Source organism: uncultured Kiloniella sp. (assembly GCF_937128705.1).
Taxonomy (GTDB): Bacteria; Pseudomonadota; Alphaproteobacteria; order Kiloniellales; family Kiloniellaceae; genus Kiloniella.
Window position 1 is genome coordinate 1 of the sequence record NZ_CAKZMP010000002.1, and the last position, 21,490, is coordinate 21,490.

Here is a 21,490-nt window from a genome sequence, read left to right on the forward strand (position 1 = left end):
ACTAATACCAAGGGCAATGCCCAGTCCCGTCGCGATGGCAGGTCGCTGACCCATATAAAAATACAACACAACAAGCGACAGCAAAGAAATTGCCAGTGGCAAATATCTGCTTGAGAAGAGTGTGTAACTTGATTGCACTTGCATTAAAGGGTCCGTTTGATGGGTTGTTTTGTCAAATTTCGTAGTAGATTTCGAACCTATAATACCCATCCAATAACTCTTTTCCTTTCACAATTTTGTCAGAAGGCTGTGTCCGGCTTGTAAACTGCGTTTGAACGCAGAGACAAAAAGCAGAGCTATTCTGCTACTTTGGGCCAGCACGTGCCTTATCACGGTGATCACAACCACCTAAAACGCTAAGGTTTGACATCTTTTGAGCACTGGAAATTGCCCCCCAATGCATGCCATATGGAATTTAAGAATTTAAAAATCGCCGTATGAAAATTGCTATGGAGGCACCTCGTGTTGTTTGATTGTCGTGGACACGCAGTAACAGCTTTGAATCAAAACGCCGTTGATCATTTTGACAATACAGTCTCCCTCTTTCTCGCCCATTCAAAGAAAACACCTGACGCTCTCGGCCTGACATTGGCCGCTGATCCGCAAATGGTTCTGGCGTTGATTGCCAAGGGTTTTTTCTACAAGATGCTGGCCAAGGTCGAAACCGATCCTGTAGCACTAGAATCCCTGTTCAAAGCAAAGCTGTCCGTCAGAGAACGCGGCGCCAACCACCGCGAAAGCGAGCTGCTCACCGCCTTAGAAGAATGGTGTTACGGTAATCTGGATAAAGCCATCGCCCGACTGGACAACCTGTTAGACGACTATCCTCTTGATGCCCTGAGCGTCAAGATCACCCACGCCTGTCAGTTTATTCGCGGTCAAAACCACGGCATGCGAGCCTCTACCACCAAAATCATGAGCGCATGGAACGAGGGTGTGCGCGATTACGGCTTTATTCTGGGCTGTCACAGCTTTGGTCTGGAAGAAACGGGATCTTATGCAGAAGCAGAAAAAACCGGCAAGCGCGGTGTCGAGATCGCCCCGAACGATGCATGGGGCACCCACGCAGTCGGCCACGTACTGGAAATGTCCAACCGCCCGTCCGAAGGTATTAGCTGGCTGAAACAGTACCAAAACGAGTGGGAGAACTGTAACAACTTCTCGTACCACATGCATTGGCACAAAGCGTTATTCCATCTGGAACTGGGGCAAAAGGATGAAGTGTTGCGCCTGTATGATTGCTACATCCGTAAGGATCATACCGATGATTTCCGTGATATCAGCAACGCAGTCTCCCTGCTCTATCGTCTAGAGTTAGAGGGCGTCAACGTCGGCAATCGCTGGGAAGAAATAGCGAAGCTATCCGCCAACCACGTCAATGACCACAGCCTAGCCTTCGCCGATGCGCACTACCTTCTCGCGATCCTGAGCAGCGGGAACACCAAAGCAGCCGATGCCTTTATCGAAACCATGCGTGAAAAAGCACAAGGCGAAGGAACAGCACAGGAAATTTTCCGGAACTATGGCATGCCCCTCGCAAAAGCCATTCATGCCTGCAAGACCGGAAATGATGCGCAGTGCGTTGATCACCTGTTGCCCGTCTTTGATGACCTGCAACAAATCGGTGGCAGCCACGCCCAGCGCGATGTCTTCCATAGGCTCCTGATTGATGCATCGATCAGGGCAGAGCGATACTCAACAGCCAAAGACCTTCTCGACACCCGACTGAAACAACGCCCGGAAAACCCTTGGGCCTTAAAGAGGCTGACAAAAATCCCGGGAACTGCAAAAGCAGAAAAAACACCACGAGAAACTGCGAATACAATACAGAATATCGAGTTGGTTTCCTAAATTTAATCAGGCAGACATGCTTAGTTCAATCGGCGATCCATCGTGAAACCGATCAAGTCTAAAACGGCTTAGATCATATTCTATGGGTCGCCCACATATCAGATCAGCAACAACCTTGCCCATTCCCGGACCAATACCAAAGCCATGGCCACTCAAGCCAGAAACCATATAAAAACCATCTATGTAATCAGCTTGCGAAACAATTGGTAAAACATCTGGCGTGGTCTCGATCATACCCGCCCAACTCTCTACAAAAGCCGCATTTGCCAATTCAGGCACATGGGACTTTAGAGCTTCGCGCATTTGAATAAGAATGTTTTGATCTGGTTTGGGGTTCAGAACTCTGTTTTTTTCAAATGGCGATATCATATTCGGATTATTTTTAACCCGATGACCGACTTCATTAAGAAAAGATCGGTCAAACTTTAAAGAAACGTCCCGATAGGATTTTTTCATCAAAGGTAAAAATTTGGATAAATACCTAAAACTATCGGGTGTAATTGAATGGGATGTTTGATCCGCAAGGGCAATGCTATATCCCCCATCTGTTCTTTTACGAAAAGCAATATTTTCTGATACCGCATTTCCTTCGAAAAAACCTGTGACAGGTTCCGTCCGCGCAACGGTGCCCTTAACTTTAAGCTGAGGAAGGGATATATCATGGATCCCTGCAAAAAGAGAAGACCATGCGCCCGCTGCAGATACAACCTGTGTAGCGTTTACACGCCCTAATTCTGTATAGACACCAGACAGTTTACCCGCCATGACATCCAAAGAACGAACGGCGCAATTTTCAATAATTTTCACACCCAGACCTTGTGCTGCAGAGGCAAGCCGCGGAACAGCAATCAAGGGTTCTGCCCGGCCATCAGAGGCAGTATAAATCGCACTCTTCCAATACTTGTTTTCCTGACCTAACAGGGATTGTACTTCCCGCGCACCTAACAGCTTCGTATCCAGATTGTGCTGGCGGGCTATATCAAGCCAATCCTCGTTTTCTTGCTCCATCGCATCTGTTTCGGCAAGATAAAGACAACCACATTGTCGAAAACCAAGGTCTTCACCAATTTCCTCTGCCAGCCCTCGCCATATACGCAGGCTTTCTTTCATAATGGGCAATTCAGAGCTATGACGCCCTTGTTGACGTACCCACCCCCAGTTACGACTGGATTGCTCGCCCGCGACTCTCCCCTTTTCGCAAACCAGAACTTTCTTTCCCTGCTTCGCTAGAAAATAAGCGATAGAGATACCGATAATGCCTGCGCCAATAACGACGACATCAACATGTTTCGGAATTTGATCGTTAAAAGTAATTGGAGAGTTTTCATTTAAAATCATTGGAATAAGCGCACCCGTTAACAAAACCCAATGAATCTATAAACTTAAACACGAACTAAGAACAGCGAAAACCGTTTAACTTTCCCGACAGGAATAGTTACTGAATTTATATCCTTAGTGTTATTCTAATAAGGTTTATATCCTTGGTGTTATTCTAATACTGGGAAAAATCGACCAACGTAGAACAGTATAAAACGGTTGGTAAAATCATAAGGTTCACTCCCCCTTACAATCAGGCACTTTAACTTAAGAACACAAAAAAGAGTTTCTGTCTGCTGTCGCTGCCGGGATGATATTATTGTTTTCTGAATTTAACCCCGCAGTATCATCACGAGTTTCCTTTAGAAGCTTTTGGGTTTTTTCTGATTTTTCGGCTTTAAACTTGCTATCTATAAAAACCAATGCCTGTTCAATTTCGTCCCGCCATAGCTTCCATGTGTGATTACCATTGGTTATCCGTAACTCGGATGGAAGCTTCCTGCTCTTGAGTTCTTTATAAAGCGCAAAGGTGCCTTCGTAGAGGCCAAACCAGTCATCATCCCCAACCGTCAGATACGTATGAGGAAAGCTTTCAGGCTTAGCCTTTTCCAGTGCGGTGAACACATTTTCACGGTTAAAGGTCTCAACGGAAAATGGCTCTCCAAAGGCCCCAGCAAAAAGCTTTATCTGAACAGGTTTAAAACTATCTGCACTTTCAATATTCGGGAAAATTGCCGGGCTTAAACCCGCGGTCGCGACAAAGTTTTCCGGGGCTTCAAAGGCAAATTTTAGAGCGCCGTAGCCGCCCATGGACAGCCCGGCAATGGCGCGTTTTTCTTTGGAAACTTTGTTAGCAAGAAGGTCTTCCATCACCACAGGAAGCTCTTGTCCAAGGCCGGATTGAAAGGACCCATGCTTAGCTGAGTCGAGATACCATGACTTCCCCGCCGCGGGCATAACCACCACCATGGGATTAATCACTTGATCAGCGATCAAACGATCCAATGTCTTAGCAACCTGCCCGGCTTTCAACCAGTCTTCATGGGACCCACCATATCCATGTAAAAGATAAAGAACGGGGTATAAGCGATTATTAACACAATATTTTTCAGGAAGGTAAAGCGAATATTTTAACGGATCTTTGAAGCTAGGCAGAACAACGTTTTGATCCTTAATCACGAGACCTTGCGCAAAGGCTGTTAAGGGCCACAACAGCCCAAAACAGATGGTTCCAATCCCTGCAAAAAACAATTTAAGTGCGTTACGCAAGTGCCCCCCGATCAACGAAATATTTGATTATTCTGCAGGCTGTGCCACAGTCCTGTTCAAATCAGTTTCTGGTTTTGCCTCTGTCTGGGTTGGCTTATTTGAAGCCTGCCGCCACGGGGATGATTTCACCCACCCCATCAGATACGCATAGCCAATTAGGATAGACATTCCAGAGAGATTCACAATGGTTAGACCCAAGGCCTCGCGACCAATCTGATCCAGAACAATACCGCCTATCCATGACAAGGTCATGCCCAAGAGGAAAACGGGCAAAGCCTGTTGTCCACATTTGATCAATGGTTTGAAATAGCGGTGTCTCAAGATCTGTTCCCGCCCTTTCAGCAAGGTCACGCAAATATACGCAAGCGCCAAAAAGTGTAACCAGCGTAAAAGCCCAAAGTTGGTTTTCTTGAACCCGAGAATCAGTTCGGTGCGGATTTCTTTCAGTTCTGGTATCGCCCGCATAATCGGCCAGTTACTGATCGGAACAAGGGCAAGTACAAAAATGATACAGGCAATAAGTAGCCACTTGTTTGGGGGCGGTGCCTTGATCCAGCCCGCAGATATGGCAAAGCCCGTGAAGAACAGTAACTGCCACGTCAACGGATTGAAAAACCACGGACGATCAGAAAAAGGCTCAGCAGGGAATTCAAGTTGCAATTGCCAGCTTGCCGCATACAAAGCGATTGAGAAGACAGGAACCAGATAGGGATGTACACGGGCAAGAAGGATAACCACAGGCACCAGAGCTAGAACCCCGATATACATGGGCATGATATCAAAAAAATTCGGCACATAAGTCAAGGTAAACAAGGCCCCAAGAGCTTCAGGCGTGTTATTAAAAAAGTAGGTTAGGTTCAATTTTCCAATATAGTTGAAATCAACAAAGTAAGCTGTCGCAACGGCACATACCGTTGCCAGAACAAAGAACAAGCCCAAATGCGCGACGTACAGCTGAACACAACGAATTACAATACGCATGGTTCCCATAAGAAACCCGGATCTGCGGAATGTGCCACCAAAGGCAATTGCTGCTGCAAAGCCAGAACAAAAAACAAACATTTCAGCCGCATCACTGGGCCCAAATCGTGCCGGGATGAACTTTGCCCAAAAATTACCGGGCACATGAGCGACAAAGATAATCAGCATGGCCACACCCCGGAAAAAATCCAGTCGTGGGTCTCGCTCTTTTTTAACAGACCCAATAGTTTGGGCAGCTTGAGCTGCGGGACTTAACTTGTTTTCTGTAGGTAGCTCGTTCGCTTTGTACATGCGCTCTTTATCCGGCCGATTCATAATTCGTAAAAAGAGGTCTCTATATTGAAAATGATACCTGATCAACCACAGGTACAGTAAACCCTGTTCGCGAATTTGTGATGAGGATTGTATGTCCCTTCACTTTTGGAAAGCTTACAACAAACCAATCTGTTATGGAGAGGCACAAATCATAATAAGGTAAAAAAATGCAATGACACAGAAATACCCCTTGAAAAACTATTACATTTCAGCGACTTCCTCTGTATTAATTTGAACTTGAATCATTGCACAATGAACCGTAGAAAATTCCTTCTTTCATCCATAGCGCTCTCTACCACAGGGTTAATTCCCGGTGTGACTTCGCGTCCTTTTGCCAGTAACACCACTGCCAAGGACGTAACCCGTTATGACGATGTCATAGAAAAAGCACAGATTTTATCGCAAACGGCCTATAGCAAACCCGAAAGCACCATAAGTGATTTCTGGAAAAGTATGTCCGTCGAAGAGTTTTCCAAGATTTACTATAACCCGAACAAACCACTTTGGAATGATGGCGGCCCCTATCAGCTACAGTTTTTCCACCCCGGCGGCCCTTGGTTCCACGATACGGTTGACATCAACCTACAGGAAAACGGCAAAGAAAAAGACCAAACAATCCAGCCCGGTATGTTCTGGTACGAAGGCAAACAGCCAGCATCATCAGATATGGAAGACCTGCACTTTGCTGGCTTTCGTGTTCATCACCAGCTCAACAGCGAATATTATGATGAACTGATCTCTTTCCTTGGGTCCAACTATTTCCGCGTTTTAGGCCAAGGACAGCAATACGGTCTTTCAATTAGAGGGTTGGCAATAGATACCGCAGATCCGGCAGGCGAAGAATTCCCCCTATTCAAAGAGTTTTGGTTAGAAAAACCAGACAAAGACTCAGATAAAAATGACCTCGTCATTATGGCGCTGATGGATAGTCCAAGTGTATCCGGTGCCTACCGTTTCACAATCCAGCCGGGCAAAGACACTGTTGTTGATATTGATGTTTCTCTTTTTGCCCGCAAAGACATCAAAAAACTTGGTCTGGCACCTTTAACAAGCATGTTCCTATTTGGTGAAAACACAAAGGGTCTGGATGATTACAGACCTGAAGTGCATGATTCCGATGGTCTGATGGTCTGCACATCTTCTGACGAATGGATCTGGCGTCCATTAGCCCGACGTAAAAACGTCACTATTTCTGCTTTCGTAGGTGAAAATACGAATGGCTTTGGCCTTTCACAGCGTGATAAAGATTTTAATCATTATGGTGATCTGGAATCTCGATACCAAAAACGCCCGAGCATCTGGATAGAACCCAAACAAAACTGGGGTCACGGACATGTAGAACTGGTTGAAATTCCTTCGGATCTGGAAACGACAGACAACATTGTCGCCTATTGGGTTTCTGATAAACAAATGAAGGCTGGCAGTTCGTTACAATACGGCTATCGATTGACCAGCTATCTGGAATCAGAACAATGGCCGCCCGCCGGAAAGTCAATGAGTACCCGTGAAGGCCCCGCCAACAGAGCAGGTTTTTCCTATGGGCACAGTGCTCAAGCCCGTTTTTTTGTTGTGGAATTTGAAAGTACTGAACTGAGTGATCTACCAGCTGATAGCTCTATTGAAGCCATATTCGAGTGTCAGGCTGGAAATATATACGACGTAAAAACCTTTAAAAATACAGAAAACAAGCTGTGGCGTGTCGAGTTCAACATGGAACCGGAAAACGACCAACCTTGTGATTTACGCGGGTATCTGAAGCTTGGCGATCGCGCCCTGACAGAAACCTGGACTTACCTCTATACAACTAGATATGCCTAAGGCTGGATAAACTTAATGAGCCATAAAACCAACAGTTCTTGCAAGATTGACGTCGCGGTTACAAAGCGTCGGCGCAGATCTCTGCTTCTCTTGTTGCTCAGCCTGACCGTCGGTGCCCTTAGTACAAACTTGGCACTCAACCTTTTCGAAAACGGATTAAGTCTGCTCGAAGGGATTTATGTCCTTCTTTCAACCGTTGCCTTTCTTTGGATCAGCCAGTCTTTCTGGACCTCTGTTATCGGTTTTATCATCCGTGCTTTTCATAACACAAATGCTGCTAAAACTGTGGCACCCATTGCCCGGGATCTGGACCATACTGCGGCCCCTAACGGTAAAGTTGCCGTGGTTATGCCCGCCTATAACGAAGATCCTGAATTGGTTTTTCTAGGAATGGAACAAACGCTTCGGTCTGTGCTGGCAACGGGACACGGCAATGCGTTTGAATTCTTCCTTTTAAGCGATACAACAGATCTTTCCATTGCAACCCAAGAAGAAACATTTGCCCACGAATTACTGCATCGCTATGCCTTGCAGGGAAAGTTCCACTATCGTCGCCGAGAAAAAAACACCCATCGTAAAGTTGGCAACATCAAAGATTTCTGTGATCGTTGGGGCGCTTCTTTCGACTATATGGTTGTGCTGGATGCAGACAGTATCATGTCGGGTGAAACAATCCTGAACATGACCAGAATGATGGATAACAATCCAAACACTGGTCTGATACAGGCATTACCCCGCGCCATGGGACAAAAAACCCTGTTTGGCCGCCTCACCCAATTCAACATCCGATTAACCGGCGAGCTGTTCACAACCGGCCTTAGTTACTGGACCATGAATGATGGTAACTACTGGGGCCATAATGCTATCGTTAGAATTGCGCCATTTATTGAACACTGTGAACTTCCCATTCTTTCAGGTAAAGGCCCGCTATCAGGCGAAATTCTAAGCCATGATTTTGTCGAAGCTGCCTTTTTACGTCGTGCAGGACAAGACGTCTGGATATACCCAGAAGGCACAGGCAGTTATGAACAAGTGCCAACCAACATTTTGGATCACATTATTAGGGATCAGCGTTGGTGTCAGGGTAATTTCCAGCACATGCGTCTTGTATCAGAAAAAGGGCTTAAAAAGGTAAGCCGTATCCACATGCTTATGGGTGCGATGAGCTACGGATCATCTTATCTCTGGATGTTGCTGCTGTTAATGAGTGCCTTTTTGGTGACCGAGCGGACCATGCCGATCAGTCCTGTTATTCCACTGCCCTATGAATGGTCAATGCTGACACCCTACACAGCATCCCCTCTAACTTTGTTTATCATTGTTATGAGTATGCTGTTTATGCCAAAAATACTTGCACTTTTTCTGGCCTATAAAGATGCATCCGCATACGGTGGGGCATTCAAGCTTACATTAAGTTGTATTCTAGAGATGGTCTTCTCTGCAATTTCAGCACCTGTTATCATGATATTCCATGTTCGCATTATTTCAGCCCTTCTGGTGGGTAAAACGGTGCAATGGAATGCACAGAGCAGAAGTGGCCGCAGTATTCCATGGAAAGAAGCTTTCAAACAACATCAGGCACACTTGCTTGCCGCTGCGGTCCTTGGATCTGTTTATCTAAATCAAGCTCCAGAACTACTGCTTTGGCTAGCCCCAATCCTAACCGGTCTGATCTTTGGTGCTCCATTAGCCGTTGCCTTTGGGCAAGAAAAGATTGGTTTGTTTTTGCAACGACACGGTATTCTTCTGATCCCAGAGGAAACCAGGCCGCCCGAAGAATTACCATTAATCTTTACACAAAACATACAGGAAAGCAGCCCATTAGGTTCGACAGAACTTTCCCCTAAAGCTGCCGAGTAAAGTCCCCTTTATCTCATAAAACAAACAGCCCGGATTGATTATCAATCCGGGCTGTTTGTTTATAAGCTGAAATATCTGGATCAGGTGGCTTTTACACCCTTCTTTTTATCCTTGAAGGCGACAAAAGCAGTTGCAAACAGAATAAAGCAACCAGCGATGTAGAAATTATATCCCGGTATAATACTGAAGAAAAAGAAATCAGAAAAGACAGCAAAAATCAGTGACAGATACTCAAACGTCGCCAATTTCGATGCTTCACTGAACTGATAGCTCAGGGTCATCATAATATGTGCCACACCACCAGCAAGTCCGGAGCCAATAAGCAGCATTAGTTGTGTGCTATCAGGGGATGGCCATCCAAAGGGAAGAGTTGCCAAACCAGCAAGCGTACAAGTCAAAGCAAAATACAATGCAATTGCCCCTGCGTTTTCAGTCAGGGCTAAACTGCGAATTTGAATTTTTGCAATGGCCGTAAATCCTGCCGTGGCAAACCCCAAGCCAACACCGATCAAATAGCCCTGATCAACATCGAAACCATTTAATTGAGGCAAAATAAGCACCAGCATTCCAGCAAAACCAAAAACGACACCAACCCATCGCACCCCAGAAACGGCCTCACCAAGGACCAGCCTTGCCAATAGAACCGTCAGGATCGGCGCCAAATATCCGATGATGGTCGCATCGGCAATTGGCAGGTATTTCAGCGAAGCAAATGAAGTAAACATTGCAACACATCCAAAAAGACAACGTGCAACGTGCCCCCCCGGTCGTTTGGTTTTCAACCCTGATGGAAAATCACCCGTCATAAACAAAAAAATAACCAAAGGTATCAGCGCAAAAGCACTTCGATAAAAAACCGTTTGGCCAACAGGAAAATCTGTTGCGAGCATTTTTATGAAAAGGACCATAATCGTAAAAAATATTGTGGCACCTATTCGTAACGAAATGCCTTTAAAATCAGAACTCATTTTATTTTTTCCAAAGCCCGGTTATCTTTTTTTAAAGTAAGGTTATTTTTCCAAAGATTGAAGATGATCACGTAGGTGATCCCCCATAAGATTAAGTGTTAAAACTGTTATTAAAACGGCAAGCCCCGGGAAAACCATGACATGGGGTGCCGTCAACATGTACGGCTTTCCATCCAAAAGCATCGCCCCCCATTCAGCTTGGGGAGGTTGCACACCAAAACCGAGAAAGCTTAAACCAGATATCGACAAGATTGTTCTGGACCACGAACTTGTCCAGACAACGACAACACTCAATACAATATTTGGAATATAGTGCCTTGTTAATATTAAAATATATGGAATTTTGTTTAACTTTGCCTGTAGAACATAGTCCTGTTGTTTCACATCATCGGTCAATGCCCGGACCAAACGGGCAAAACGCATCCAGCTCACAAGAATTAAGGCGATAACCATATTTACGGTATTCGGCCCCAGAACACCTGTAATCACGATTGCAGCAATTAATTCAGGGAATGCAAAAAAGCTATCTGTCACTCGCATACAAAAGCCATCGACAAAACGACCGAGAGACCCCGCGAGTAAACCAACAATTGTGCCGATAACGGCCCCTGTGGTTGACACGATCAATGCCAGCCCCACAGACCACCCCGCACCGTAAAGAATACGGGTCGCAATATCACGCCCCATCTGATCCGTTCCAAACCAATTTTGCCAGCTCGGTGAACTAAGACGATTTAAAAAATCGGTTTCTACGGGATCATAAGGCGTCAGGATAAAACCAAACAGAATTGCCCCGGCAAAAAGGGTAAAGATAGAAAAGATGAAATAGTGTTTTTTTAGAATAGTCTTTGTTTGAAGCGAGAATGAAAAAAAACTTTTAAAAAAGGTAGAATGGTTAAATGAGGAGACGTTCATGAAATAGCTCAATTTATAATCTTAGCCCGATAATTATCTTTGTTAGATTATTATCTTGGCCGGGGAATTATCTTTGTTGGGAAACAGGGTTCATAAACCATTGAAAAATTTCAACAGCACTATTTATCGTTACATAAGTCACGGCAGAAAAAAGAACGATGCATTGAATAATGGGGAAATCCCTGCCCATCACGGAATGCACCAATAAGGAACCAATACCACCACGGGCAAAAACAACTTCGACAATCACCGCCCCTTCCAATAGGAAAGCCAGTTCAAGCCCCAACATTGTTACAAAGGGAACAAAAGCATGCCGAACAATATGACGGCAAAACAGCTCTTTTGAGCCAACACCCCTGATTTTTAGAGCCTCGAGAAAAGGCGCGGTACTTGCTTCGAGTAAAAAGGATCGGATCAAGCGAGTTTGAGAAGAAAGAACCCATAGCCCCAATGTGGATGCTGGTAAAATCAGATGCGATAAACTTCCAGTACCATAGGCAGGTAACCATTGCAGGTTGGCAGCAAACACAAAGATAAAGATAAGGCCTAACCAATAAGATGGAATCGCTGCCCCTATGGATGACAGAGCTATCGCAAAACGATCAATAAAACTTTTAGGTTTCCATACTGAAATCAGACTGAGTGGGATTGCAACGGACATCCCGAGAAGAAGGGCAGATAACGCCAACTCCATTGTTTCCCACAACTGACTGACAAAAATCTCATCGACAGGTTCCTGAGAAATTAATGAAACGCCAAAATCCAGCTGAATAATATCTTGGGCCCAATAATAGAATTGTACAAATAAGGGTCTATCTATACCTGTCTCTAACCGTATCTGCTCTACGAGTTCAGCAGATGCACTCCCTTCGCCAATATACCGCGCATTTGCAATGGCCAGCGCTTTGTCCCCTGGTGCATAATAATACAACAGAAATGTTAGAAAGGAGACGCAAAAAAGTACGAGTAACAGACTGACGATCTTGATCGCAGCAACACGCATAAAGTTATTCAATGTTATGCCGCCTGAATTTCTTTTGTTTTTTTATGAGGTAATGATCCCAAGATATAAGCAGCTTCCAATAGCTCTTGGCCATAAGCACTTTCCGGCCTTTCGAAGAACAAGCCTACACCTTGATATTCCGCGACCTTTCCACGATTAAGGAGTAAAATTTTATCTGCATAATGTCGTGCAAACCCTAAATCATGGGTAATGAAAATATAGCTCAGCTCATTTTGTTTTTTTATACGCTCTAAAACTTGAGCTATCTGCTTTTGGATAATTGCATCCAATGCACTAAGGGGCTCATCGAAAAAGAGTATATCAGGTTTGGCAACAATAGCCCGGGCAATGCACACCCGCTGGGCTTGCCCTAAAGAAATCTGAGAGGGATACCTATTTTCCAAGCCGTCGGGTAATTCCACATCGTTTAAAGCTTGCTTGATAGCATGTGCGATCTCTGCTGCTTTTAAGGATGATCGATAAAGGCTTTCTGCAATAGAAATTTTTACTTTTTTACGCGGATTTAATGCAGCAATCGGATCTTGCATAACCATTTGGGTTGACGGCAATCCAATTTGAGAACTTTCAGGACTTTGATAAACATGACCATTGAGCGATACACTTCCCTGAGATAAGGGAATCAAGCCAAGAAGAGACCGGAGTAGTGTTGTTTTACCAGATCCACTTTCGCCAATAATACAAAGCGTTTCGCCGCGACAAAGGTCAAAATTAATATCCTCAAGAAGGCATTGATTCTGCATCTGCACCGATAAATTATTAACTTCAAGCATGAGCATGCCCCCAATGCCGATGTTTTACCAAGTTCGACGTGTAGGGATCTGACGGTGAATTCAGGATTTCATCGGTCATCCCCACCTCTATTAACTTTCCAGAAGATAAAACAGCTACACGATCAGCAAACTGGGTTGCTAACGCCAAATCATGGGTCACCATCAACACAGAGATATTATGATCTCTCGCGACCTTTGTTACTTCAACCAAGGCCTTTGCAGCAATAATAGGATCCAAGGCAGACGTTGGTTCATCCAGAATAATAATCTTAGGTTTTGCAATAAGAGCAAAGGCCAGAAGAAGCCGTTGTTGCATTCCTCTACTCCACTGATGTGGATATTTTTTATCAAAAGCCTTTAGCTTTAACTGAGATAAAATGTTTTCGGAAAATGTCTTTTCCTCGGCCCCTTGTTCCTTAGGAAGCAGAGTTCCTTTTAAAGCCCTCGCCCCTCTTAACGCCTGTGACCATTGCCATTTCAATCGCTTTAGCGGGTCCAGCCCAACACTGGGATTTTGAGGCACATAGGCGATTGAACCTTTCACCAAAGAATCAGACGATCTATGGCTTGCAAGATCTTGTTGTTGTCCTTTGAATGTTAAAGAACCTGAAACCTTGAAACCGTGGCTCGTAACCCCCAACAAACTTCTGAGAAGAGTGGTTTTTCCAGCCCCTGATTCCCCTACGATAGCAAGGGTTTCACCAGCAATAACATCCAGATTGATGCTGTCGATCAAAACCTGACCGTCATAAGTAACGGTCAGGTCAGATAACTCAACAAGAGGGGGTGTTTCTTTACCCTTCAATGTCCAACTCCGGAGAAGCCAGGTACGTTTCAGCAGGGTGAATTCTATACCCTTTTACTTTACCGTTACCGACAGAAACCTGCGTTTTATGGAACACTGGAATTAAAGGAAGGTCTTCGGCAATGATTTCCTGAATTTCATCATAAATGACCTTGCGCTTAACAGGATCAAACTCACCACGACCCTTTTCTAACAAAACATCAAGCTTAGGGTTATTATAGCCCGAGAAGTTATACCCGGCCTTGGAATCCAGCAATGTAGAAGGGAAATAATCCGGGTCACCTTGAGGTGCCGTTCCCCATGCCTGTAAGTGCATTTGAATTTCACCCAACTTCAATGCGTCGTTATTGGCTTGGTATTCCCCCATAGAAATTTCAACTTTCAGGCCCAGTTTGCTTAAAAGTGCCTGCGTCACCTCAAGCGTTGGTTTAAGGGCTGGACGTCCCTCATAGGAACGCAATTTAAGGACAATATTTTCACCATCAATTTCACGAATACCATCGTCGTTGGTATCTTTCAGCCCGGCATTATCAAGAATTTCAAGGGCTTTGCTGATATCATAAGGCGCTTCTATTGCTTTATTAACCCAAGACTTCATGGTTACCGGGAAAATAGAATGCGCAGGATCTCCGCCCACACCAGCCAAAGCGGCCTCGACGATCAAACCACGATCCAACCCCAAAGAAATAGCCTGTCTTAGTTCTTTGTTTGCCAAAGGTCCGTCTGCGGTTCTGAGCTGATAGAAAAACAACCGTGTTGTTGCTCCCTCAAAGCGTTGACCTTGATTACTCTTTTCCAGCGCCGCAAAATCTGGCTCTGAATAATTGGTGACAAGATCCACATCTCCTGCTCGCAAAGCAAGTGCGGCAACAGACGCATCAGAAATAGCATCCATAACAATGCCATCAAGCTTCGGTTTACCGCCCCAATAATCAGCAAAAGCTTTGGTGTGATAATTTTTCTCAGCTTCAGCAGAAACAAAAACAAATGGCCCTGTACCGATAATCGGTAGCTTTTCAGTGCCTTCTTTGATCACTGATGCTGTCGGCTCTGTCAGGGACCAGATAAAAGCTGAATTAGGCTCGTTCGTCTCAAAAACAAACGTTCGCTCATCTTTGATTGTAATCTCTTTGATATTCAACAGTTTGATCAGGCGCGGGTTGTACGCAGCATGATCTTTATCATTCAATTTTTGAAATGAATCTTTAACAAGTTCCGAGGTTAATGGGCTACCATCATGGAACTTAACATTTTCACGTAATGTAAATTCCCATTGGGTTGGGCTAATATTACGATAACTTTCCGCTAGACGCGGAAACATTTTCATTTCGTAATCTAAACCAACTAATGTTTCAGAAACACCCGCCCTATTACTCAACCAGCCATTTTGACGTGCCCTTGGGTCTGGAACCGAACTTTTCGGACCAAAAGGCACAGCAATTGTTATTACTTTTTCTTGAGAATACGCAAAATTAATAGAGACCGGGCCAACCATACCTGCAGCAAACGCAATAAAACCGGACGCAAGAATGGCCCTTAATGATCTTTTTTTCATAACTATAAAGCCTATGAACAATTAGGGAACAATTAGGAGAAATCTGTAAAAACATCAATTCGTGTCTTCAGATCGGCAACATACACAAAACGTTATAACATAACAATTAAAAAAATAAACACTCTGAACCTACTCCCCTAGCAGAACCTAAGAGAATGAATTCTTTTATTATATTCAACAGGATAACAACTATTTTTTATGTCGTCTCAATAGAACGAGGAATATCAACTGTCGCATTCAAGCCCTGAACAGGCAGATTGATTAAATCAAAATGCCCGTGATGAGCCTGAATAACACTGTTGACAATACTCAACCCAAGTCCACTGCCCCCGGTTTCCCTATTTCTAGATTTCTCTAGACGGTAGAAGGGTTTGAGGACATTTTCCATTTCATCCTCTGGAATGCCTGGGCCCTTATCCATAACCTCAATTAAAACGCGACTGGGTTCTATAGTTAAGCTGACCTTTGCCTGAAATCCGTACTTAACTGCATTGGCAACAAGGTCGGTAATAGCGCGCTGTAAAGCTTTGGGCCGTCCCTTCATGTTCCCTTTCAACATACCATCCAAAGGTACTGACTTTTCATGGGAACTAAAGACAGTGCCCGTTGTCCTCAGGGTCGGATACTGAATAGGCATGAATATAACCGGCATGCCGACATCGGAAAAATCAGCACAGATACTTTGAACAAGCGAGACAATCTCAAAATATTCTTCTTCTTCTCTTTCTAATCCACCCTTGAGAAAATCAATCGCATCTCTTGTCATGCCCAGCATCAGATCAAGATCGGAAAGTATCTTATTCCTCAAGCTTTCATCTTCGATGTATTCAGCTCGTAATCTCAGTCGTGTCGCAGGCGTGCGCAGATCATGGGAAATCGCCGTGAGCATACGAGTTCTTTCATCCAGAACTTCTGCCTTTTCTTTTTGTTCCGTCGAAAGCCTGTACGCGATCCCTTTTGCTTCTTCCGGCCAAAACCACTTAATATTAAGAGTATTCAGTTCATTGCTATTTTCGCTTAAAATTTTAAAGGGGCGTAATAGAGCCCGTGTCCCGACAGCATAAAGAACACCCGAAAACGCCATCCCTGCCAGACAAATCAATAGCCACTGAACTTCTGTTATTCGGGCTTGCCAATATTTAGGACTAGAAACAACCAGCCTCTCACCATTCGCAAAGGGAATATAAAGCATCGCCCGACTGTCATGCCTAGCGATTGCTGATACAAGAAATGTTAATTTTGCAGTTAGATCTTCGGGTGGATAGTCAGACTTGAGGACCTTTTGACGGGGGTTCCGATCAAGAAGATCAAGGTAAATGCGCGGGTTAGGCCCATATTGCGAATTCGTATTCAACAAAAAATAGCTGTCTAAAGGCTGAGCATCACGAAGCTCATGTTCCTTAACCAACGCAAACTGAACCGCATCGGACCGATTAAAATTCCCGACAGATAAAAGCCTGCGTTCAAGCGGCATACGAGAAATATCTTCGTAGACCCGGGCAATGACAGGACCAATCCAAGTGGTTTCAGCTATTTCAGCTCTGCGATTGATAATCGCCCCAACCCCGACAGAGGCAAAACTAGCGGCAAGGAAACCGCATAAGAAACCAAAAAGAAGAATTCTAGGGCGTATTTTAGTCGGAAGATATTTCTCGATAAAGATCGGAATCATACCAGAGATCAAGCCCTGTTTCGAACAGGAAGCACAGGATTCACGGAAACCTTTTCAGCAAAGATATATCCCTGTCCACGAACAGTTTTAATCAACTTTGGCCTATCTGCATCATTTTCAAGTTTCTTGCGGAGCCGGCTGACCTGAATATCAATACTGCGATCAAAGGCAATCGCCTCGACCCCTCTGGTTGCGTTAATCAAATCATCGCGAGTCAGAACTTTTTGTGGATGTTCCAAAAAGGCGACCAACAGAGCAAACTCACCAGAAGAAAGATGAACAACAAACTTATCAGGAGAACGTATTTCTCGCTTCCCCTCATGTAATTGCCAACCGGAAAATTTGAAAACTCTATTGGCAATACCTTGATCTATATAAGTATTATCGTCTGCACCAACACCACTAACACGGCGGAAGATCGCCTTCATTCGCGCCAAGAGCTCTCTGGGATTAAAAGGTTTTTCCAGATAGTCATCCGCCCCTACTTCCAGACCAACAATACGATCTGCATCCCCGGTTACAGCCGTAAGCATAATGATTGGAACATCTGATTTTTCACGTACCGCACGGCAGAGACTTAGCCCATCTTCACCCGGAAGCATGATGTCGAGAATGATCAGATCAATAGACCATTTATTCAACTCACGGCGCATTTCATCACCTGAACCCGCTTCAGAGACTCTAAAGCCCCTTTGCGTCAGAAACCCGGTCAAAAGATCTCTAATTTCTTCATCATCATCCACAATTAGTAGATGTTTGGCCTTTTCCATTCACTTACCTGTCATATTTCGCTGGTGCAACAAGCCCTTAAAAACAAAACACTTTACCTCACCAGTGTAACGGTTTGTAACAGAGCGAATGATCTGCAATCTTCTGTTACCTTAAATTAGTCGCTAGTTATACACGATAGGGTTTTACTAAGGCTATCGGAACCCGAGCATTCTGAACAACTAACTATAATCTATGGGATGCTCGTTGGTTCTTTGTCAATATCTCAATGGGTCAATATCTCAATGGGTCAACACCACATTGGACCATAATCATATCAGGTCCAAATCGCACGGGGAGGAAAATGGGAATGAAATCTTTTACTCAAAAACTCGCACTTACGACAGCTTTGGTAAGCTCTATTGCTTTGGGCGCAGTTTCCGCACAAGCAGAACCAACAGCAGAAGTGCTGCACTACTGGACATCAGGCAGTGAAGCGAAAGCTGTTAAAGCCCTAAAAGAAGACTTTGAAGCAAATGGCGGGAAATGGGTCGATGCACCCGTTGCTGGCGGTGGTGGAGACGCACAAGCAGCAGTTCTTCGTTCTCGCGTTCTATCTGGTAACCCACCAGCGGCCGTACAGATCAAAGGCTTGAGCATTCAGGAATGGGCTGAAGCCGGCGCATTGGGTGATTTGACCAAGCTTGGTGAAGAAGAAGGCTGGGACGATGTTCTGCCACCGTTGTTGCAGAAAATTGTGAAACATGACGGCAAATATGTTGCTGTTCCTGTGAACATCCACCGCGTTGACTGGATTTGGGCAAACCCGAAATCTCTGGCTAAAGTCGATGGTGAACCGCCCCGTACATGGGATGAATTCAATGCCCTCGCAGACAAACTACAAGCAGCAGGCATTACGCCACTTGCACACGGTGGTCAGCCATGGCAGGACGGTACTGTATTTGAAACAGTCGTACTGGGAATGGGCGGCGCGGAATTTTTCAACAAAGCCTTCATCGAAAAAGATATGGCAACGATCAAATCTGACACCATGAAAAAAGTCTTTGATCAGATGCGTAAAATGCGCGGCTATGTTGATGACGATTTTTCCGGACGAGATTGGAATTTGGCAACAAGTATGGTTATGCGCGGCGAAGCAGCTATGCAAATCATGGGTGACTGGGCAAAAGGTGAATTTCTTGCCGCAGGGAAGGTCCCTGGCAAAGATTTCCTTTGTGTTCCCACGCCATCCAACGGTGGATACATTCTCAATTCTGACAGCTTTGCCATGTTCAATGTCAGCAGTGAAGATGACAAAGCAGGTCAAGCCCTGCTCGCACGTCTGATACTGGGCGAAAAGTTTCAGGAAACCTTTAATCTGTACAAAGGGTCCATTCCCGCAAGAATGGGCGTACCAACTGAAAAATTTGACGAATGTGCTGTGAAGTCCATGAACGATCTACAATCTGCATCTGAAAGCGGTGCACTGGTTGGATCAATGGCGCATGAGATCGCGGCTTCAGGCGCTATCCGTGGAGCAATTCTGGACGTAGTTACAGAACACTTCAATTCTGACATGACATCAGATGTTGCGGTTGAACGCCTAGCCGAAGCAATCGAGTTGGCTGAGTAATCTCCCTGAAAATAACGGTGTTTCCCCTGTAATGTCCATTGCGAGAACATTCATCGGAGACACCGTTATTTTTTAAGACTGAGCATATTTAATCTATGCTTAAAAGCTTTTCCTTCATCATTAATCAATGACAGGAAAACTTTATCTGTTTGACTTAGAGTATTCATTCGCTGCAAGCGATGTCACTTATGAGACTTTGCTTGCCGGAATGCTCCCGAATAAATGATGAGCCTCATGACTCAAAAATCCATACCAGCTAAGAAACCACTTTCTGATTGGTTTCGCCGGAATGTAGCTAAGTTGGTTGTGGCACCTACTTTTGGTCTGATCATATTCTTTGTTTATGGCTTTATTGCCTGGACCGGATATGTCTCTTTCACAAAATCCAAGATGCTGCCAACCTATTCGTTCGAAGGATTTTACCAGTACATTCGTCTCTGGAAGATGACCCCTTGGAATGTTGCAATGGAAAACCTGCTTGTTTTTGGCAGTCTGTTTATTCTTATTGCAATTGTCCTTGGCTGTTTGCTGGCAATTGCACTAGATCAGAAAGTCCGTGCCGAAGGGGTATTACGTACAGTTTACCTCTACCCAATGGCGATATCCTTTATTATCACGGGTACAGCTTGGAAATGGATCCTTAACCCCGGACTTGGTATTCAAAATTTAGTGCAATCATGGGGCTGGGAAAGCTTTTCATTTGATTGGCTCATCAATAGTGAAATGGCGATCTATACTTTGGTAATCGCGGCCGTCTGGCAATCATCCGGCTTCGTTATGGCGCTCTTCCTCGCGGCATTACGTGGGGTTGATAGTGAGATAATCAAAGCAGCATATTTGGATGGAGCTTCCTTATCTCGTATCTATCTCGTCATTATCTTACCGACGTTACGGCCCGTATTCCTGAGCTGCTTTTTTATTCTCACGCACATGGCTGTTAAAAGCTTTGACCTTGTGGTTGCCCTCACGGGCGGTGGCCCCGGATACAGCACGATCATGCCAGCGAACTTCATGTATGAAATGACATTTCGCCGTAATCAGATCGGCCTTGGCGCAGCATCAGCAATGATGATGCTTGCGACCGTAATGGCCATTGTCATCCCTTACCTCTATTCAGAATTAAGAGAGAAAAAAAATGGCTGATCTCTCTGCACTTCCTGGCGGGAAAAGCCCTTGGCAATCCGCCGCTCGATTTGGCCTTTACGCCCTGCTTTTAATTTTTGCAGCCTATTATATCCTGCCGTTGATCGTTGTTCTTTCTACATCATTGAAAGATCTGGATGAAATCCGTAACGGCACACTGTTATCCCTACCCGCAGAGATAAATTTTGATGCGTGGGGGTATGCCTGGAATGAAGCCTGTATCGGCGTCAGTTGTACCGGATTAAAGCCGTATTTCTGGAATTCTGTCGCAATGACCATTCCGGCCGTCCTGATTTCTACCATTCTGGGGGCATTGACAGGTTACTCGCTCACCAAGTTCAAGTTCAAAGGCGCGAACCTGATCTTTGCGATGATCCTGTTTGGGTGTTTTATCCCCTTTCAGGTCGTGTTGCTTCCCATGGCACAGTCACTGGGCTACTTGCGAATTGCCAACACAGTGCCGGGTTTGGTTCTGGTTCATATTGTCTATGGCCTTCCCTTTACAGTGCTTTTTTTCAGAAACTACTACGTCAATATTCCCGATGATCTGATCAAGGCCGCAACAATCGACGGCGCAGGTTTCTTTATGATTTTCTGGCGCATCATGTTGCCATTATCGCCACCAATCATCGTCGTGACCATTATCTGGCAGTTTACTCAAATCTGGAACGACTTCCTCTTTGGGGCATCGTTCACCACTGGTGGCGGGCAACCGGTTACTGTCGCACTCAACAACCTTGTAAACACAACAACTGGCGTCAAACGATACAATGTGGATATGGCCGCTGCCCTGATTACAGCAGCACCAACACTCGTCGTATATGTATTGGCAGGTCGTTACTTCGTACGCGGTCTAACCGCTGGCTCAGTTAAAGGGTAAGGAGAA

At 44.9% G+C, this 21,490-nt stretch carries 17 protein-coding genes; 6 read left to right on the forward strand and 11 right to left on the reverse strand.

The annotated features are described in order from the left end of the window. Nucleotides 1–462: 462 nt before the first annotated feature. A complete protein-coding gene (locus tag Q0241_RS00200; protein ID WP_299371207.1) occupies nucleotides 463–1,851 on the forward strand; it encodes a tetratricopeptide repeat protein in 1,389 nt (462 codons plus the stop codon). Nucleotides 1,852–1,857: 6 nt separating this feature from the next. Here Q0241_RS00200 and Q0241_RS00205 read toward each other — a convergent pair whose 3' ends face one another. From Q0241_RS00205 to Q0241_RS00215, 3 genes are all read right to left on the reverse strand, one after another. Then, nucleotides 1,858–3,189: an FAD-binding oxidoreductase gene (locus Q0241_RS00205; RefSeq protein ID WP_299371210.1), complete on the reverse strand. Its 1,332-nt coding sequence runs from the start codon at nucleotides 3,187–3,189 to the stop codon at nucleotides 1,858–1,860. Between the two features lie 246 nt (nucleotides 3,190–3,435). Further along, on the reverse strand, nucleotides 3,436–4,437 hold the full coding sequence (locus Q0241_RS00210; RefSeq protein ID WP_299371213.1) for an alpha/beta hydrolase-fold protein: 1,002 nt from the start codon (nucleotides 4,435–4,437) through the stop codon (nucleotides 3,436–3,438). 27 nt (nucleotides 4,438–4,464) lie between these two features. Continuing rightward, nucleotides 4,465–5,709, reverse strand: coding sequence for an OpgC family protein (locus Q0241_RS00215; protein WP_299371216.1), 1,245 nt, complete (start codon nucleotides 5,707–5,709; stop codon nucleotides 4,465–4,467). Nucleotides 5,710–5,985: 276 nt separating this feature from the next. Between Q0241_RS00215 and Q0241_RS00220 the strand changes: the two genes are divergently transcribed. Then, on the forward strand, nucleotides 5,986–7,551 hold the full coding sequence (locus Q0241_RS00220; protein WP_299371219.1) for a glucan biosynthesis protein: 1,566 nt from the start codon (nucleotides 5,986–5,988) through the stop codon (nucleotides 7,549–7,551). A 15-nt stretch (nucleotides 7,552–7,566) separates the two neighbouring features. Then, the gene (gene mdoH, locus Q0241_RS00225; protein ID WP_299371221.1) at nucleotides 7,567–9,411 is read left to right on the forward strand and encodes a glucans biosynthesis glucosyltransferase MdoH; all 1,845 of its coding nucleotides are present in this window, start codon (nucleotides 7,567–7,569) and stop codon (nucleotides 9,409–9,411) included. 80 nt (nucleotides 9,412–9,491) lie between these two features. Here the strand turns inward: mdoH and Q0241_RS00230 are convergent, their stop codons facing one another. The 8 genes from Q0241_RS00230 to Q0241_RS00265 all read right to left on the reverse strand — a co-directional run bounded on the left by Q0241_RS00230 (nucleotide 9,492) and on the right by Q0241_RS00265 (nucleotide 17,890). Further along, nucleotides 9,492–10,379 carry a DMT family transporter gene (locus Q0241_RS00230; protein ID WP_299371224.1) on the reverse strand — a complete coding sequence of 296 codons (888 nt, stop codon included), beginning with the start codon at nucleotides 10,377–10,379 and terminating at the stop codon, nucleotides 9,492–9,494. A gap of 42 nt (nucleotides 10,380–10,421) precedes the next feature. Further along, nucleotides 10,422–11,294: an ABC transporter permease gene (locus Q0241_RS00235; RefSeq protein WP_299371227.1), complete on the reverse strand. Its 873-nt coding sequence runs from the start codon at nucleotides 11,292–11,294 to the stop codon at nucleotides 10,422–10,424. Nucleotides 11,295–11,361: 67 nt separating this feature from the next. Next, nucleotides 11,362–12,309 (reverse strand): ABC transporter permease, encoded by a 948-nt coding sequence (locus tag Q0241_RS00240; protein WP_299371230.1) that lies wholly within the window; start codon nucleotides 12,307–12,309, stop codon nucleotides 11,362–11,364. A 2-nt stretch (nucleotides 12,310–12,311) separates the two neighbouring features. Next, nucleotides 12,312–13,088: a dipeptide/oligopeptide/nickel ABC transporter ATP-binding protein gene (locus tag Q0241_RS00245; RefSeq protein WP_299371233.1), complete on the reverse strand. Its 777-nt coding sequence runs from the start codon at nucleotides 13,086–13,088 to the stop codon at nucleotides 12,312–12,314. Further along, nucleotides 13,081–13,893: an ATP-binding cassette domain-containing protein gene (locus Q0241_RS00250; protein WP_299371236.1), complete on the reverse strand. Its 813-nt coding sequence runs from the start codon at nucleotides 13,891–13,893 to the stop codon at nucleotides 13,081–13,083. The genes Q0241_RS00245 and Q0241_RS00250 overlap by 8 nt, the downstream gene beginning before the upstream one ends. Next, a complete protein-coding gene (locus Q0241_RS00255; RefSeq protein WP_299371239.1) occupies nucleotides 13,883–15,448 on the reverse strand; it encodes an ABC transporter substrate-binding protein in 1,566 nt (521 codons plus the stop codon). Before Q0241_RS00255 ends, Q0241_RS00250 begins: the two co-directional genes overlap by 11 nt. Nucleotides 15,449–15,644: 196 nt before the next feature. Next, nucleotides 15,645–17,120, reverse strand: a complete 1,476-nt coding sequence (locus Q0241_RS00260; RefSeq protein WP_299371242.1) for a HAMP domain-containing sensor histidine kinase — start codon at nucleotides 17,118–17,120, stop codon at nucleotides 15,645–15,647. 8 nt (nucleotides 17,121–17,128) lie between these two features. Continuing rightward, entirely contained in the window at nucleotides 17,129–17,890 is a 762-nt protein-coding gene (locus Q0241_RS00265) for a response regulator (protein WP_299371245.1), read from the reverse strand. A 308-nt stretch (nucleotides 17,891–18,198) separates the two neighbouring features. Between Q0241_RS00265 and Q0241_RS00270 the strand changes: the two genes are divergently transcribed. From Q0241_RS00270 to Q0241_RS00280, 3 genes are all read left to right on the forward strand, one after another. Then, complete coding sequence (locus tag Q0241_RS00270; protein ID WP_299371248.1) at nucleotides 18,199–19,461, forward strand: ABC transporter substrate-binding protein; 1,263 nt, start codon at nucleotides 18,199–18,201, stop codon at nucleotides 19,459–19,461. 234 nt (nucleotides 19,462–19,695) lie between these two features. After that, on the forward strand, nucleotides 19,696–20,604 hold the full coding sequence (locus Q0241_RS00275) for a carbohydrate ABC transporter permease (RefSeq protein ID WP_299371252.1): 909 nt from the start codon (nucleotides 19,696–19,698) through the stop codon (nucleotides 20,602–20,604). Continuing rightward, nucleotides 20,597–21,484 carry a carbohydrate ABC transporter permease gene (locus Q0241_RS00280; protein WP_299371255.1) on the forward strand — a complete coding sequence of 296 codons (888 nt, stop codon included), beginning with the start codon at nucleotides 20,597–20,599 and terminating at the stop codon, nucleotides 21,482–21,484. The genes Q0241_RS00275 and Q0241_RS00280 overlap by 8 nt, the downstream gene beginning before the upstream one ends. The last annotated feature ends 6 nt before the right edge of the window (nucleotides 21,485–21,490 follow it).

What these genes read in the sequence shown, in the direction of transcription:
- Q0241_RS00220 (WP_299371219.1), top strand. Translation starts at nt 5,986, where the DNA reads ATGAACCGTAGAAAATTCCTTCTTTCATCCATAGCGCTCTCTACCACA.
- mdoH (WP_299371221.1), top strand. Translation starts at nt 7,567, where the DNA reads ATGAGCCATAAAACCAACAGTTCTTGCAAGATTGACGTCGCGGTTACA.
- Q0241_RS00245 (WP_299371233.1), bottom strand. Translation starts at nt 13,088, where the DNA reads ATGCTTGAAGTTAATAATTTATCGGTGCAGATGCAGAATCAATGCCTT.
- Q0241_RS00205 (WP_299371210.1), bottom strand. Translation starts at nt 3,189, where the DNA reads ATGATTTTAAATGAAAACTCTCCAATTACTTTTAACGATCAAATTCCG.
- Q0241_RS00280 (WP_299371255.1), top strand. Translation starts at nt 20,597, where the DNA reads ATGGCTGATCTCTCTGCACTTCCTGGCGGGAAAAGCCCTTGGCAATCC.
- Q0241_RS00260 (WP_299371242.1), bottom strand. Translation starts at nt 17,120, where the DNA reads ATGATTCCGATCTTTATCGAGAAATATCTTCCGACTAAAATACGCCCT.
- Q0241_RS00270 (WP_299371248.1), top strand. Translation starts at nt 18,199, where the DNA reads ATGAAATCTTTTACTCAAAAACTCGCACTTACGACAGCTTTGGTAAGC.
- Q0241_RS00275 (WP_299371252.1), top strand. Translation starts at nt 19,696, where the DNA reads ATGACTCAAAAATCCATACCAGCTAAGAAACCACTTTCTGATTGGTTT.
- Q0241_RS00215 (WP_299371216.1), bottom strand. Translation starts at nt 5,709, where the DNA reads ATGTACAAAGCGAACGAGCTACCTACAGAAAACAAGTTAAGTCCCGCA.
- Q0241_RS00235 (WP_299371227.1), bottom strand. Translation starts at nt 11,294, where the DNA reads ATGAACGTCTCCTCATTTAACCATTCTACCTTTTTTAAAAGTTTTTTT.
- Q0241_RS00255 (WP_299371239.1), bottom strand. Translation starts at nt 15,448, where the DNA reads ATGAAAAAAAGATCATTAAGGGCCATTCTTGCGTCCGGTTTTATTGCG.
- Q0241_RS00230 (WP_299371224.1), bottom strand. Translation starts at nt 10,379, where the DNA reads ATGAGTTCTGATTTTAAAGGCATTTCGTTACGAATAGGTGCCACAATA.
- Q0241_RS00265 (WP_299371245.1), bottom strand. Translation starts at nt 17,890, where the DNA reads ATGGAAAAGGCCAAACATCTACTAATTGTGGATGATGATGAAGAAATT.